The sequence below is a fragment of the Oceaniradius stylonematis genome, assembly GCF_003149475.2.
Classification (GTDB): domain Bacteria; phylum Pseudomonadota; class Alphaproteobacteria; order Rhizobiales; family Rhizobiaceae; genus Roseitalea; species Roseitalea stylonematis.
Genome location: NZ_QFWV02000008.1, coordinates 309,973 through 324,987 on the forward strand (window position 1 = coordinate 309,973; position 15,015 = coordinate 324,987).

The 15,015-nt window shown below is 67.6% G+C and carries 11 protein-coding genes; 6 read left to right on the top strand and 5 right to left on the bottom strand.

Annotation, left to right across the window (positions count from 1 at the left end; all coding sequences use genetic code 11):
* Positions 1-13 precede the first annotated feature (13 nt).
* The 6 genes from DEM25_RS14665 to DEM25_RS14690 all read left to right on the top strand — a co-directional run bounded on the left by DEM25_RS14665 (position 14) and on the right by DEM25_RS14690 (position 7,325).
* Entirely contained in the window at positions 14-847 is an 834-nt protein-coding gene (locus DEM25_RS14665) for an HAD-IIB family hydrolase (protein ID WP_245412928.1), read from the top strand.
* 34 nt (positions 848-881) lie between these two features.
* A complete protein-coding gene (locus tag DEM25_RS14670) occupies positions 882-2,102 on the top strand; it encodes a glycosyltransferase family protein (RefSeq protein ID WP_109766442.1) in 1,221 nt (406 codons plus the stop codon).
* A 165-nt stretch (positions 2,103-2,267) separates the two neighbouring features.
* Positions 2,268-3,095: an alpha/beta fold hydrolase gene (locus DEM25_RS14675; protein ID WP_196780393.1), complete on the top strand. Its 828-nt coding sequence runs from the start codon at positions 2,268-2,270 to the stop codon at positions 3,093-3,095.
* Between the two features lie 297 nt (positions 3,096-3,392).
* The gene (locus DEM25_RS14680; protein WP_109766443.1) at positions 3,393-5,117 is read left to right on the top strand and encodes an AMP-binding protein; all 1,725 of its coding nucleotides are present in this window, start codon (positions 3,393-3,395) and stop codon (positions 5,115-5,117) included.
* A 6-nt stretch (positions 5,118-5,123) separates the two neighbouring features.
* On the top strand, positions 5,124-6,005 hold the full coding sequence (locus DEM25_RS14685; RefSeq protein WP_120222774.1) for a bile acid:sodium symporter family protein: 882 nt from the start codon (positions 5,124-5,126) through the stop codon (positions 6,003-6,005).
* Between the two features lie 117 nt (positions 6,006-6,122).
* Positions 6,123-7,325, top strand: coding sequence for an OmpA family protein (locus DEM25_RS14690; protein WP_196780394.1), 1,203 nt, complete (start codon positions 6,123-6,125; stop codon positions 7,323-7,325).
* 12 nt (positions 7,326-7,337) lie between these two features.
* On the opposite strand, the gene DEM25_RS14695 is transcribed toward DEM25_RS14690, so the two are convergent.
* The 5 genes from DEM25_RS14695 to DEM25_RS14715 all read right to left on the bottom strand — a co-directional run bounded on the left by DEM25_RS14695 (position 7,338) and on the right by DEM25_RS14715 (position 14,943).
* The gene (locus DEM25_RS14695) at positions 7,338-9,197 is read right to left on the bottom strand and encodes a sugar phosphorylase (protein ID WP_109768190.1); all 1,860 of its coding nucleotides are present in this window, start codon (positions 9,195-9,197) and stop codon (positions 7,338-7,340) included.
* Between the two features lie 94 nt (positions 9,198-9,291).
* On the bottom strand, positions 9,292-11,154 hold the full coding sequence (locus tag DEM25_RS14700) for a CHASE2 domain-containing protein (protein ID WP_109768191.1): 1,863 nt from the start codon (positions 11,152-11,154) through the stop codon (positions 9,292-9,294).
* Positions 11,155-11,160: 6 nt separating this feature from the next.
* Positions 11,161-12,084, bottom strand: coding sequence for a FecR family protein (locus DEM25_RS17960; RefSeq protein WP_196780395.1), 924 nt, complete (start codon positions 12,082-12,084; stop codon positions 11,161-11,163).
* Positions 12,085-12,094: 10 nt separating this feature from the next.
* Positions 12,095-13,399, bottom strand: coding sequence for a tetratricopeptide repeat protein (locus DEM25_RS14710; RefSeq protein ID WP_158585282.1), 1,305 nt, complete (start codon positions 13,397-13,399; stop codon positions 12,095-12,097).
* Positions 13,400-13,740: 341 nt separating this feature from the next.
* On the bottom strand, positions 13,741-14,943 hold the full coding sequence (locus DEM25_RS14715) for a pyridoxal phosphate-dependent aminotransferase (RefSeq protein WP_109768194.1): 1,203 nt from the start codon (positions 14,941-14,943) through the stop codon (positions 13,741-13,743).
* Positions 14,944-15,015: the final 72 nt, after the last annotated feature.

Below are 15,015 nucleotides of genomic sequence, written 5' to 3' on the forward strand. Positions count from 1 at the left end.
CCCTGTAACAGAGTTGCGTTTGTTCACCGCCATGCCCGCCGCCGCGCCCGACCGCCCGCTCATCGTGTTCTCCGATCTGGACGGGACGCTGCTCGACCATGAGAGCTATGACTGGCGGCCGGCGGAACCGGCGCTCGCCGCCCTGCGTGAGCGCGCCATCCCGCTCATCCTCGCCTCATCGAAGACCGCCGCCGAGATCGCGCCGCTGCGGGCCGGGCTGGGCTTTGCGCATTGCCCGGCCGTCGTTGAGAACGGCGCCGGCATCCTGCCCGCCGAGGGCGAAGACGCTGGCGACGGGCAAGCCCGCTATGCGGAGCTGCGCGCTGCGCTCGACCGCGTGCCGGCCAGGTTGCGCCGGCATTTTTCCGGCTTCGGCGATCTGGGCACCGTCGGCATCGCCGCCGCGACCGGGCTCGACGACCGCAGCGCGCGGCTGGCCGCCGAACGCCGCTTTTCCGAGCCGGGCCTCTGGGCGGGAACGGACGGCGACAAGGCGCGTTTCGTCGAAGCGCTGGCGGAAATGGGGGTCAAGGCCCGGTCCGGCGGCCGCTTCCTGACGCTCTCCTTCGGGGGCACCAAGGCCGAACGCATGACCGAGATCACCGCCGCCCTGTTCGGCGCCCGCCTGCCGTTCATCGTCGCGCTCGGCGATGCGCCCAACGACACCGAGATGCTTCAGGCGGCCGACCGCGCCTTCATCGTCGCCAACCCGCACGGCACGCCTCTGCCGCACCTTGCCGGCGAGACAGATGGCACCATCAGCCGCACCGCCGAACCCGGCCCCGCCGGTTGGAATGACGCCGTGCTGCCGCTAGTGTCGGCCTGGCCCCAGGCGGGCGGCGCCTGAACAATGCAAGTGTAACCGGAGTGCGATCGGACCCATGGCAGATTTTCACCAGAACGGCGCCGTCGCCACGCTTCACAATCTGCGCACCCGCACGCCCGAGGATCTCGAGCGCGAACTGATCACCATCACCGGCCGCCAGAAGGTGACGCTGATCCTGCCCTCGCTCTATTCCGAACTCGAAGGCCCCGCCCTGCCCGCCATTCTGGACGAACTCAACACGGTCAAGTTCGTCCACCATGTGGTGATCGGCCTCGATCGCGCGACCAGGAAGGAATACAAGGCCGCGCGCAAGTTCTTCGACCGGCTCGAACTGCCCCACTCGGTTCTGTGGAACGACGGGCCGCGCCTGCGCGCCATCGACGAGCGCCTGGCCAGCGCCGGCCTGTCGCCGACCGAGCCCGGCAAGGGCCGCAATGTCTGGTATTGCATCGGATACACGCTGGCGCGCGCCGAAAGCGACGTGATCGCGCTGCACGATTGCGACATCCTCACCTATTCCAAGGAGATGCTGGCGCGGCTGGTCTATCCGGTCGCCAACCCCGAATTCGCCTACCAGTTCTGCAAGGGCTATTACCCCCGCACCGCCGACGGCAAGATGAACGGCCGCGTCAGCCGGCTTCTGGTCGCACCGCTGCTTGAAGCCATGCGCAAGACCATCGGCGAACGCGACTATCTCGATTATCTGCGCTCGTTCCGCTATCCGCTCGCCGGCGAATTCGCCATGCGCACCTCGATCCTGCCGGCCATGCGCATCCCGTCCGACTGGGGGCTGGAGATCGGCACGCTGTCCGAAGCATGGCGCAATCTCGCCCCGCGGGCGGTCTGTCAGGTGGAGATTTCCGACGCCTATGACCACAAGCACCAGCCTTTGTCCGAGGACGATGCCAAGAAGGGCCTGTCGCGCATGTCGACCGACATCTGCAAGGCGCTCTACCGGAAGCTGGCGACCGACGGCACGGTGTTCTCCAAGGAGACCTTCCGCGCGCTCAAGGCGAGCTACTACCGCACCGCGCTCGACTTCGTCGAAGCCTATTACAACGACGCCCGCATGAACGGCCTGCATGTCGACCGGCACAAGGAGGAGCGCGCGGTCGAGCTGTTCGCCGGCAACATCGTCGATGCGGGCAAGACCTTCCTCGACAACCCGATGGAGACGCCCTTCATTCCCGCCTGGTCGCGCGTCCAGGCCGCCGACCCGGACCTGGTGCGGGATCTGTTCGAGGCGGTGCAGGCGGACGATGAGGAGTTCGGATAGGGGCGCCCGACCTCTACACAGACAACCCGCCGCGGTCTGACCCGGTATCGGCGGCCAACACGGTCAATCGCGCTTAAAGGACCGTTCAGCGTTTTTGGCTGGCCGAAACGGCTGTTCAATGCTCGGTAACGGCAGCCAAAGCCTGACAATCCGGGAGTGCCGCTCATGTCCGTGCTCGACCTGCCCAACCGTTTCCTACATCGCGGCGCCAGCATCGCCTGGGGTCGCCTCGGCGAGGGGCCGCCATTGGTGCTGGTTCACGGCACGCCCTTTTCCTCGCAGGTCTGGCGCCGAATCGCACCGCTTCTGGCGCGGCACCGGACGGTCTACTGGTTCGACCTGATCGGCTATGGTGCCTCGGACAAGGGCGCCGGCCTCGATGTTTCCCTCGGCGTGCAGAACGGCCTCATGGCGGCACTGTTCGGCGAATGGCAACTCGACCGTCCGGACGTGCTGGCCCACGATTTCGGCGGCGCGACGGCGCTGCGCGCGCACTATCTCGACGGATTGGCCTACCGGACGCTGACGCTCGTCGATCCCGTCGCCGTCGCGCCGTGGGGCTCGCCCTTCGTCTCCCATGTCCGGCAACATGAAGCCGCCTTTGCCGGACTGCCCGCCTATGCCCATGAAGCGCTGCTGGCCACCTACATTGCCGGCGCCGCCCATCGGCCGCTCGACGAAGACGCGCTGGCCGTCCACATGGCGCCCTGGCTCGGCAAGGCCGGACAAGCGGCCTTCTACAGCCAGATCGCCCAGATGGACCGGCGTTTCACCGACGAGGTCGAGCCGCGCTACGGCCCCGCCGGTTTTCCGGTCACGCTGCTCTGGGGCGAGCAGGACACATGGATCCCGATCGAACGCGGTCATGCGCTGGCCGAAAGGCTGACAGGCGGCCGGCTGGTCGCCGTGCCCGAGGCGGGCCACCTGGTACAGGAAGATGCGCCCGAAGCCATCGTCGCGGCCATGGTCGCGATCTTCGCCGACCGGGCGTGATGCGTTGACCGGCATGCCCCTGTCGGCATCCTTCGCCGTGGCAAGGACGCGCCGCATGCCTGGCCGGAAAATCCGCGCTCGGCAAAGCGCCTGTCGCGGCAATGCGACCGCCAGGGCAGCAACCGCGTCAGTCAACGAACAAGGGCACGCCCGCTCTGAATGACCAACCGGCGCCACCCCTCCCCAAAAACCTTCCCGCCAAACTCAAAAATAAGTTGCGCAAATCTCGGTTGATGCTCCACCTTCGCGGGTTCACGGCCAAAAGACCGTGCAACGGGAGCAATATTGGGGAGGAACATGGCTCAACCGGACAGGCCGTGGACGGCATTTTACGGACCTGGCGTCCGCACCGACATCGAGGCCGCATCCTATCGCAACCTGCCGGATCTGATTCGCTCGGTCGCCGAGACCTATGGCAACGCCAAGGCGTTTACCTGCTGCCTGCCCAACGGCATGAACGGCACGCTCACCTTTGCCCAGGTCGACGAGATGTCCGATGCGCTGGCCGTCTATCTGCGCGAGGTGGCCGGGCTTCAGGCCGGCGACCGCGTCGCCGTGCAGATGCCCAACTGCCTGAGCTTTCCGGTCGCCGTGTTCGGTATCCTGAAGGCCGGCTGCGTTCTGGTGAACGTCAACCCGCTCTACACCGCCGAGGAGATGGAGCGGCAGTTCACCGACGCCGAGCCCCACGCGCTGATCATCGTCGACATGTTCGCCGACAAGATCCCCGCCGCCACCCGCGGCCACCCGATCCCCAACGTGATCGTCACCCGCATCGCCGAATTCTTCCCGGTCATGCCGCGCGGCATTGTCGGTCTCGTGCAGAAATATTGGGACCAGTCGGTCAAGCCCGTCGAGGTCGCCCATCTGCGCCTGCCCGACGCGCTCGACGCCGGCCGCAGCCACATCGCCAGGGACCATGTCGAGGTCGATGCCTACCATCAGCCGGTCACCCACGACGACATCGCCGTGCTGCAATATACCGGCGGCACGACCGGCGTCGCCAAGGGCGCCATGCTCACCCACGGCAATCTGATCCTCAACATGGAACAGGCCATGGAGCTTCTGGGCGGCGATCTGAAAAAGGGCGAGGAAGTGGTGCTGACGGCGCTGCCGCTCTATCACATCTTCGCCTTCACGGTGAATTTGCTGGCGTTCTACTGGCTTGGCGGGCGCAACATTCTGATCCCCAATCCGCGACCCCTGTCCAATTTGAAGCGCGCCTTCGAGAACTACAAGGTAACCTGGATGAGCGGCGTGAACACGCTCTTCAACGGGCTCACCAACGAGATCTGGTTCCGCGACACGCCGCCCCGGCACCTGAAATTCGCCGGCGCCGGCGGCATGGCGCTGCAATCCTCGGTCGCCGCCCGCTGGCGCGAGATCACCGGCACCGAGGTTCTGCAGGGCTACGGGCTGACCGAGACCTCGCCGGTGCTGACGTTCGAACCCTTGGGCAAGGCGCGCGAGGGCACGATCGGCATTCCCGTGCCATCGACCGAGATCGCCTGCTTCGACGACAACGGCAAGCGCCTGCCGATCGGCGAAACCGGCGAGATCGGCGCGCGCGGACCGCAAATCATGAAGGGCTACTGGAAGAAACCCGACGAGACCGAAAAGGTCATGGCCGGCGACTGGTTCCTGACCGGCGATATCGGCGTGATCGATGAGGACGGCTATGTCCGCATCGTCGACCGCAAGAAGGACATGGTCGTCGTCTCCGGCTTCAACGTCTATCCCAACGAGATCGAGGACGTGCTTGCCGGCCATCCGGCCGTGCTGGAAGCGGCGGTGATCGGCGTGCCCGACGATGCGGCGGGCGAAGCGGTCAAGGCGTTCATCGTCCGCGCCGATCCGGGCCTCGACACCGACGCCGTGCGCGCCTTCTGCAAGGAACATTTGACCGCCTACAAGGTGCCCAAGCTGGTCGAATTCCGCGACGAACTGCCGAAATCCAATGTCGGCAAGATCCTTCGAAAAGAACTGCGCGCCGAACAGATGGCGCAACTGGCAGCGGAGTAAGCCCAAATGGTCGATGAGTTCACGCAAACGCTGCTCGGCCTGATGGTCGCCATCATCATGCTCGGCATGGGCGCCTCGCTGACGCCGCGCGACTTCTATCTGGCGCTGCGCCGCCCCTATGGCCTCGCCATCGGCGTCATCAGCCAGTACGGCATCATGCCGCTTCTGGGCTTCGTCCTGGCGCTGACGCTGGCCGTGCCCGAAACCATCGCCATCGGCATCCTGATCATGGCCTGCATGCCCGGCGGCACCACCTCCAACATCTTCACCTATTTCTCCAAGGGCAATCTGGCGCTGAGCGTCCTGATGACGGTCACCTCGACCGTCGCGGGCGTCGTGATGATCCCGCTGATCCTTCTTCTCTATGCGGCCGCGCTCGACCTGCAAATCCCGCGCGAGGACATCGTCGCCGTGCTGATCGTTCTGCTGGTTCCGGTCGCCATCGGCATGGGCATCCGCAAGCTGAACGCCAATGCCGGCGCCGTCATCGAGTTTTGCGGCTCGATCCTGGCGGCGTTCTTCATCGTCTTCATCATGGCGACCTGGGTGCCGCAGAACTGGCAGTTCCTGCGCGACACGACGCCATCGACCTATGTCGCGGCGATCGGCCTGGGCCTTGTCGGCATCACGATCGGCTATTTCTTCGCCAAGGCGCTCAGGCTGCATCCGCGCAATGCGCGCACCGTGGCGCTGGAGACCGGCATCCAGAACGGGCCGCTGGCGATCGCCATCGTCATCTTCTCGTTTCCGGCCGAACAGCAGCAGGCGGTCATGGCCGTGCCGGCGCTCTATTCGCTGTTCATCGTGATCGTGTCGACCTTCGTCACGCTGGTCTTCCGCCGCGCCAACACCGCGGCGGAGCAGAAGATGCCGGACAGTTTGCTGTGAGGGAGTGGGGCCGGCCCTTGGTGGCCCACCCCCCCCCGCTTGCCGCGATGCCGCCCAACCGCTAGCGTCTCAAGATGGTCCCGGCGGCAGGAGGGCGATGTGCGGCACGCGGCGACAATGACGGGATGGGCCCTGGGCCTGTCGGCGATGGCAATGACGGCCCTGGCGCAGGAGGCGCCGCCGCCGGACGATCTTCTGACGCTCGCCAAGGGCGCGGTTCTGGTCTCCGCCTCGGTCGATCCCAACGCCGCGCTGGCGCTGACCGACGGAAATCCGGCGAGCAACTGGAGCACCGGCACGGCGAAGAACCCGCCGCCCTATACGTTCGTCTTCGAACTGGTCGCCCCCGCCACGATAGAAGCGGTCGGCATCCATGGCGCCGGCGAGCGGCCCGGCGGCGTCGCCGGCGGCTCGGCCGGCCCTGTCCGTGTCGAAGCCTCGGCGGAAGGCCCGGGCACCGGGTTCGCGCCCATGGCGACCCTTGAGGCAGGGCCGGAAGGCGCAACCATGGCGGCGAGCACGATCGATACGCCCGTGCGCTGGCTGCGCTTCACCGTCGACGGCCCGATCGGCGCCGACGCCGCCTGGGTCTATTTTGCCGAAGCCATCGCCCATGGCGCGGTCACCCCACCGGACGAAGAGGGCCGCTTCACCGGCATCTTCCAGAGCGGCCGCGCCGATTTCATCGAGCTTCGGCAGGACGGCAGCTCGGTCAGCGGTTGCTATCTGGACAATGGCGGCCGCACCAACGGCACGCTGTCGGGCGCGGTCGACGAAGGCGTCGCGCGGCTCAACTGGACCTCCGACCAGGGCATCACCGGCACCGCGCTCGCCACCATCGACAGCACCGGCGCGCTCGCCGGCGTGCGCTACCGTCAGCGCAGCCGCAGCGCCTGGGGCGGACCGCCCGCCCCGGACGGAACCACGACGCCCTGCAGCGCCACGGAACCCGCCAACCCGATCGTCACCGCGCTTGAGGAAACCGGCGAGGCGCGCATTTACGGCATCCATTTCGACCATGACAGCGATGTGCCCAAATCGTCCGCCGCCGCCGCGCTCGAACAGCTTGCCGAGGCGCTCGAAAGCGCGCCCGAACTGAACGTCGTCATCGAGGGCCACACGGACGCTGACGGCGAGGACAGCTACAATCTCGACCTGTCGGACCGGCGCGCGCGCTCGGTGGTTGCATGGCTCACCGAACGCGGCATCGATGCGGATCGTCTGACGCCGCAGGGCATCGGCGAGGCTGAGCCCGTCGCCAGCAACGACACCGCCGACGGCAAGGCGCTCAACCGCCGCGTCGACGTGGTGGCGCGGTAGAAAGACGGCGCCTCAGGCCCGGTTGGAGATCCAGCGGCACTGATAGGGCGCAAAACCGATGTCGCCCTTGGAGCGCGCCCGGTCGCCGGCCAGAACGTCGGTGCCGTGCGCGCGCACATGTTCTCCCGACAACAGGTCCGTCCAGTGGTCGCCGCCGATCAGATTGATCGCGCCGACCGGGATCGTCACCTTTTCGGCGCTGACATTGTGGATGGCGAAGATCGACTGGTCGCGGTCCAGCGATTGCCGCCAGAAGCCGAACAGTTTCGGCCCGAACTGCATGGTGAACTGCGTCGCATTGGGGTGGAAGGCCGGCTGCGCGCAGCGGATGCGGATGCGCGCCGAAAGCCGTTCGAGAATGCGCGCATGGACGTTGTCGCCCTCGCGCCGGTCGAGCAGCGCCCGCAGTTCCGGATAGTCCCAGCGCTTGCGGTTCAGCGCCCGGTTCTGGCCGGTCTTTTCGAACCCGGCCTGATCGTTGTGCGTGGCGATCAGCGAATGGATGTAGAAGGCCGGCATGCCTTCGAGGGCCATCTGGATGGTCTGGCTGCACAGGAAGCGCTCTTCCTGCCACTGGTCGGGGCCGGCGAACGTGCCGGCCATCGCGTCGAAGAAGGTGATGTTGAGTTCATAGGGCCGGCGCGTGCCGTCTGGCATCGCTCGCATCGACACCTTGCCGCCGAACGCCTCGACCGTCTCGGTCATCCGTTCGAGGTCCGGCTCGGTGATCAGTCCCTCGCCGCCGCGCACGCCGATCCCGTCATGGGAGGCGGTGAAATTGAGGTATGCGCAGCCCAGCGGCGCCGGCGGCATCGCCATCTGCCAGCGGTTCAAGAGCTCGGACGAGCCGCACCACATGGCGTGCAGGACCAAGGGCGGCAGAGGGAAATTATAGACCGCGTGTGCCTCGTTGCGGTTGCCGAAATAGGAAAGGTTCTCCGTGTTCGGCACGTTCGTCTCGGTCAGGAGCACGATGGGCTCGGCGGCATAATCGGCCAGAACCCGCATCAGCCGGACGATCGCATGGGTCTGCGGCATGTGGATCGACGGCGTGCCCACCTGCTTCCAGATGAAGGCGACCGCGTCGAGCCGGATGATCCGCACGCCATTGTCGACATGCAGCCGCATGATCCGGATGAATTCGAGCAGCACCTCTGGATTGGCGAAATCGAGATCCACCTGGTCGTGCGAGAAGGTGCACCAGACGTGGCGCGTGCCTTTGGCGGTCTCCACCTCGCGCAACAGATCGTGGGCGCGCGGCCGCACCACCTGGCTCAGATCGTCCTCGGGCGAGGCTTCCACGAAAAAGCCGTCATAGGGCTCGTGCCCCTGCAGATATTCGTTGAACCATGCGCTCTGGCTGGAGACATGGTTGAGCACCAGATCCGACATCAGCGAGAAATCGGCGGCGATGCGGCGGATATCGTCCCAGTCGCCGAGCGCCGAATTGACCGCGCGGTAGTCGGTCACCGCGAACCCGTCATCGGAAGTGAACGGAAAGAACGGCAGGATATGCACGCCATTGACCGTGCCGCTCATGTAACGGTGCATGAAATCGTTCAGCAGGTCGAGCGGCTTGTGCGTGCCGTCGACGAAGCTGTTGCCGTAGGCGATGACGATCGCGTCCTCTTCCGACCACAGCGTGTTGCCCGGCTGGCGGCCGCGCTGGCGCGATTTGAGATTGTCCGGCCAGAACGCGTCGCACATGGACTGCACCAGCGCATCGGCGTCCTCGTCGGGATAGACGAAGGCGACAAGGCTTCTCAGCTTGGCGCGCAACTGCGCGTTCTTGCCGCGCGTCGGTCCGCGCCGCGGCACCCGCGCCAGCGGAAGCCGCTGCCATGCGTCCCGGTCGATCTCCGTCCTGTCCATCCGGTCCCGTTGCCCACTGTTTCGGCCGTCCATTCGCGACACCCTACAGATCGCTGCATACCGTTCAATTAACAAGTCCGGCACGGACGGCCGGTCATTGTTGCGGTGCGAACACCTCGGTCGGCCCGTCAATGCCGCGCAGATTTACCGTTGCGACCCGCCGCATGGCCCCGCTCGCCGCCCCCGCGCAGGCCGGCCCGGCCAGCACCGGTTCGCCAAGCTGCTTGCACTGCTGTTCGAGCCGCGACACCATGTTCACCGCCGGCCCGATGGCGGTGAAATCGACGCGGTCGGCGGTGCCCATATTGCCGACCGAGCAGGTGCCGGTCTCGACCGCGGCGACCACCGACAGCGCCGGCAGGCCCTTTGTGGTGAGTGATGCGTTCTCGCGTTCGACCCGCGCGACGATGGCCTGCGCCGCCTCAAGCGCCAGATCGGCATGGCCGGGCTGTTCCACCGGTGCGTTCCAGAAGGCGAGCACCGCGTCGCCGAGATATTTGTCGATCGTTCCGTTGCGCGCGAAGATCTCCGCATTGGCGATGGCGAGGAAATGGTTGAGCGCGGCGACCGTCTTGTCCGCCGGCCAGCTCCCGGTGAGCGCGGTGAAGCCGCGAATGTCGACCATCATCACCGTGATCGGCCGGTCCTCGACGGCCAGCGCGGCGCGCGCGTCGGTTTCGGCCAGCCGCCGCACGATCTCCGGCGACAGGAACTGCGCGAACTGGGTCTGCAGCGTCCGGCGGCGGCGCTCGGCCTGCCGGTAGAGCCCGTATCCACCGGCCAGCGCGACGAAAAAAAGCCCCGCCGACGGCTGGGTCCAATCGATCAGCAGCCCGTTCGCATAGGCGGCGAAACCGATCGCCGGCGGCAGGGCAATCATGCCCAGCGCGGTCAGGGCGGCCAGCGCAGGCCGTCGCGCGAGAAACGCCAATGCCAGCAAAATGGCGAGCCCGCCAACCGCCAGAAGCGCGAACTCGGCCAGCCGCGCGCCGGGCATTTCGAGCAGGAACCGGCCCGCCAGCATCTGGCTGACCGCGATGGCATGAAGATCGGCGCCAAGCCGCAACTCGCCGCGCGCGGTCAGATGGTAGCGGTCGAGCCCGGCCGCATCGACCGCCAGCACGACGATCCGGCCGTCCAATGCCGAGTCGGTGCCATTGGCGAGAAGGTCGGCGGCGGACACGCGCATCGGCGAAGCCGGCACGTCGATCAGCCGCAACCGCCCGTCGCCGAGCGGCACGATGGCGCCGCCGACCCGCAACGCATCGTCGCCCGCGCCGCCCATGCGCACCGCGAGACCCGCTTCGCCCTGCGCGACGCGCAGCATCTCCACCGAAAAGGCCGGCCAATGGCGCAGCGGCGCCCCCGGCCCCTGTTCGGCCCAGACGAGCGGGATAGCCCGCATCCGCCCGTCCGCATCGGCAAAGGAGCGTATGACGCCGAGGCCGCCTGCGGCGTCCGCGAGCGGCGCGATCGGTGCAACGCCGCCGCCATAGCCCCGATCGAACGCGTCCGCGCCCGCGCCGATGAACGAAAAGCCCGCCTTGGGTTCGGCGCGCACCGGCGGCGCATCGGCGGCGAGCGTCATCGCCAGCACGGATGGTGTCCGCGTCAGGGCTTGGGCGAACGCCGCATCGCTGGCAGCGCCATCGGCAGAAGCGTCCGGCTCGGGGAACAAGAGATCGAGCCCGATCGCCGCCGCACCGCTTTCGGCAATGGTCTCGACCAACATGCCGATCCGCGCGCGCGGCCACGGCCAGCGCCCCTCGGCGGCAAGGCTCGCCTCGTCGATGGCGACGATCGCCACCCGGTCGAGCGGCACGTCGCCCGGCCACAGCGTCTGGTAGAGATCGAACCCGCGCTCGCGCAGCGCACCGAACGGCGCCATGGCGGCGAGGACGACCGCCAGGGCGAGCGCGGCGACCGCAACGGGATGGCTCAGCCGGACTGACCCCATCTCCGCTCAGGGACCGCAGGTCGCCGTCTGGGTATCCCAGAACCCGCCCGCCGCGATGCAGTCGGCAACCGGATCGGCGGTCGTTTGCCCCGGCGGCGGGGGCGGCGGCGGAGGAGGTGGCGGGGGCGGCGGATCGGGCTGGTCCGGCTCCGGCGGAGGTGGCGGGGGCTCGGGCGGCGGGGGCGGAGACCCGCCCGGCGCGCCGCCGGCCGACGATGCGCCGAAACCCGATTGCGGGCCGGGAAGTCGGCCGTCCCGCGTCGCGCAGGCCGGCGAACCCATGCCCGCCTCAGAGGCGCAATGGTTCGACACCGTCCGCGAACCGCTACCGCCCTGCCCGCCCGCCGGATCGACAAACTGGTTGTCGCCGCCGCCAAGCCGGACGGTCTGCACGCCCGATCCGTCCGACACGCACGAAAAGCCCGGATTGGTCACCGTACGGCGCTCGCCGCCCGCTTCGCACGTCATCGTGCCAGCGAGCAGCGTCCCCGACGAGCCGCCGGGCCCGACGGTCACGTCGGCGATGCCGCCGCGCAGACCGAGCACGATATGCGGCGTGCGCACCTCGGACCGGCCGCGCTTGGATATCTGGCCGCCGAAGATGCGCGCCGTGCCGCCGCGCTGCAACAGGCGCACCGTGCCGTTCCGGCGCTGCGGATCGTAGACGAAACTGTCGATCGTCAGGTCGGCATTTGGGCCGAGCCGGGCGCTCGATTCGTCCTGGAAGACGATGATCCCCTCGCCCGACGCATTGCTGCGCAGCCGGTCGCCCAGCGCGATCGGATCGCCCGCCCGCACCCGTCCGCCATCGCGGGTCACCGCCGCGCGTTCGGCGGTCATCGTGCCGACCGTCTGCGCCGCCGCGGGCATCGCCGCGCACGCTGCCAGGGCGGCGAGGCCGGCGGCAATCGTGCGCGAATGTGGTCTCATGGCGGGCATCCTAGTCGAACCGGTACGTGTAGCGCAGCCGGCCGGTCCATGCGTCTGTCCGGGAACCGGTGCCGCCCGGCCCGATGCGTTCGTGATGATAGCCTACCCCGAAACGCAGGCGCCCCTGTGCGCTCAATTGCACAGTGTGATCCCAATCGACGCGCCAGACCTGCCGGCCCTTGACCAGCGCGCCGCGCCCGGCGCCGACCGCGCCATAATCGAGGATCGTGTCGTCGGCATAGCTGGCCGCAAGCGTCTGGAACCAGGCGCGACCGTCCTCGAACACATGCAGAAGATGGGTCAGCGCCGCCCCGCCCTCGGTTCCGTCCGTCCGGTAGCCGAATGCGGTGCCGCCGAGCACCGCCGCCGGCACCGTGCCGCGCCGCTGGTAGTGCCGCACGAACCCGTCCGCCGTCCAGCCCGGCGCGATGCGATAGCGCGCGCCGACCCCCACCGACCATTGGTCGTCGGCGAACAGCGCGCGCGATTCGCCCAGCCAGCCATAGGACGCATCCAGATAGATCTGCGTCTCGACGCTCGGCCGGAAGCCGATGCGCGTGCGCACGCCCAGTTCGCGCTTGTCGCGGCCACCGCCCAGAGCCTCATAGTCGCCGAACAGCGTCAGATCGGCGCGCAGCGTGTCGATGGCGTCCGGCAGACCCTTGGACAGGGTCAGCGCGCCATGGCCGGCAAGCGCGGTGAAGCCGTCGCCCGTGCCGTTGAAATCGGTGTCGAGAAACGGCCGGTCGACCGATATTCCCGCATCCAGCAGGACGAGGTCGCGGGTCGCCGTGTCCGGATCGAAGACGACCCGCCCGTCGATCATCGCATAGCCGCCGACATTGGTCTGGCTCGTGCCGGCCGCAAAGCCGGTCGGGAAGGCCGCGCGCCGATGCACGATCTGCCCGCCGGCGGTCACGTCCAGATGGGCGCGCACCGGCTGGCGGGCCCGTTCGATGCGTGCCTTGAGCTGTCGGAGCGAGACCTCCAGCGACGGCACGCCCAGCGCCAGCGCCTCGTTGACATGGCCCATCGCCAGATCGAACGAGCCGACATGGAAATAAAGGCGCGCCAGCGTCAGCCGCGCGCCGGCATCGCCCGGGTCCTGGAATATGACCTGTTCGAGCGTCGAGATCGCCTGGTCGTACTGGCCGGTGCGGACGGCTTGGCCGACGAAGGCGCCCAGCGTTGCCGGGTCGGCATAGTCGGTCAGGCGGGCCTTAAAGGCGCGGTCGTAGAGGCTGTCGGCCCGCGCCGGCGCGAAACCGGCCAGCACGATGAACACGGCAAACGCCGCCAGTGCACGCGCTGTCATCGCTGTACCGACCATCTTCAATGCGCCCGTCTGTGCCAACGTATTAGCCCGTCCGACCTTAGACCGGCCCGGCGCGGTCATGCCAGTGCAGGCCGGCAACACTGGCCGCATTCGGCCCGCGTAACAGGTGTCGTGTAACCGGTTGTAACCTGCTGATACCTGACCATGCGGCCCGCCAGCCAGTAACAGGAAGACGCGCGGCGGGGGATCACCATGATCGATGGGGCGCTGATCCTCTCAGCCAGCCGCGCCAATCACAACATAAAAAAGACCGAACGGCAGCGTGCTCGCCGCACGCTGCCGTTCCTCGTTCCAAAGCGCTGTGAATGCGTCCTGCCCGATCAGGTGCAGGCCGCGCAAAAACGCTGGATGCGCTCGCAGGCTTCCGTCAGCGCCTCGGTCGAGGTCGCATAGGAGATGCGGAAGTTCGGCCCCAGCCCGAACGCCGAACCGTGCACCACCGCCACGCCCTCGGCCTCCAGAAGCGCGGTGACGAAGTCCTCGTCGGTTTCCATCTTTGTGCCGTTCGGCGCGGTCTTGCCCATCAGCCCGGCGCAGGACGGATAGACATAGAACGCGCCCTCGGGCATCGGGCATTGGATGCCGTTCGCCTGGTTGAGCATCGAGACGACCAGATCGCGCCGCTCCTCGAACACCGCGCGCCGTTCGGCGATGAAGTCCTGCGGCCCGTTCAGCGCCTCGACCGCCGCCCATTGCGCGATCGAGCATGTGCCGGACGTCTGCTGGCCCTGCACCTTGGTCATCGCCTTGATCAGCTCGACCGGGCCGCCGGCATAGCCGATCCGCCAGCCGGTCATCGCATAGGCTTTCGACACGCCGTTCATCGTCAGCGTGCGCTCGTAGAGCGCGGGCTCCACCTGCGCCGGCGTCGTGAAGGTGAAGTCGCCGTAGCAAAGATGCTCATACATGTCGTCGGTGAGCACCCAGACATGCGGATGCCTCATCAGCACATCGGTCAGCGCCGTGAGTTCGTCGCGCGTATAGGCGGCGCCCGACGGGTTGGACGGCGAGTTGAAGATCAGCCATTTGGTCTTCGGCGTGATCGCCGCTTCCAGCGCCGCGGCGGTCAGCTTGAAGCCGTCCTCGAGCGTGGTTTCGACGAACACGGGCTCGCCGCCGTTGAGCAGCACCATGTCGGGATAGCTGACCCAGTAGGGTGCCGGGATCAGCACCTCGTCGCCGGGATTCAGTGTCGCCGCAAACGCGTTGTAGAGCACCTGCTTGCCGCCGGTCGCAACGATGATCTGGTCGGGCGTGTAGTCCAGCCCGTTCTCGCGCTTGAACTTGCCGCAGATCGCCTCGCGCAGTTCGATGATGCCGGGCACCGCGGTGTATTTGGTCTCGCCGCGATTGATCGCCTCGACCGCCGCCGCCTTGATGTTGTCGGGCGTGTCGAAGTCCGGTTCGCCCGCGCCCAGGCCGATCACGTCGCGGCCGGCCGCCTTCAACTCGCGCGCCTTGCTGGAAACCGCGATCGTCGCCGAAGGCTTCACGCGCGCAAGCGTATCGGAAAGAAAGGCCATGTCATCACTCCGTTGGGCAGCCCGGCGCGAGGCGGCGCGGGCGGCGCACTTATTGCGCCATCGACGCGCATG

Coding starts and splice junctions, on each gene's coding strand:
- DEM25_RS14670 (WP_109766442.1), top strand. CDS start 882: ATGGCAGATTTTCACCAGAACGGCGCCGTCGCCACGCTTCACAATCTG.
- DEM25_RS14675 (WP_196780393.1), top strand. CDS start 2,268: ATGTCCGTGCTCGACCTGCCCAACCGTTTCCTACATCGCGGCGCCAGC.
- DEM25_RS14680 (WP_109766443.1), top strand. CDS start 3,393: ATGGCTCAACCGGACAGGCCGTGGACGGCATTTTACGGACCTGGCGTC.
- DEM25_RS14685 (WP_120222774.1), top strand. CDS start 5,124: ATGGTCGATGAGTTCACGCAAACGCTGCTCGGCCTGATGGTCGCCATC.
- DEM25_RS14690 (WP_196780394.1), top strand. CDS start 6,123: ATGACGGGATGGGCCCTGGGCCTGTCGGCGATGGCAATGACGGCCCTG.
- DEM25_RS14695 (WP_109768190.1), bottom strand. CDS start 9,197: ATGGACAGGACGGAGATCGACCGGGACGCATGGCAGCGGCTTCCGCTG.
- DEM25_RS14700 (WP_109768191.1), bottom strand. CDS start 11,154: ATGGGGTCAGTCCGGCTGAGCCATCCCGTTGCGGTCGCCGCGCTCGCC.
- DEM25_RS17960 (WP_196780395.1), bottom strand. CDS start 12,084: ATGAGACCACATTCGCGCACGATTGCCGCCGGCCTCGCCGCCCTGGCA.
- DEM25_RS14710 (WP_158585282.1), bottom strand. CDS start 13,399: ATGACAGCGCGTGCACTGGCGGCGTTTGCCGTGTTCATCGTGCTGGCC.
- DEM25_RS14715 (WP_109768194.1), bottom strand. CDS start 14,943: ATGGCCTTTCTTTCCGATACGCTTGCGCGCGTGAAGCCTTCGGCGACG.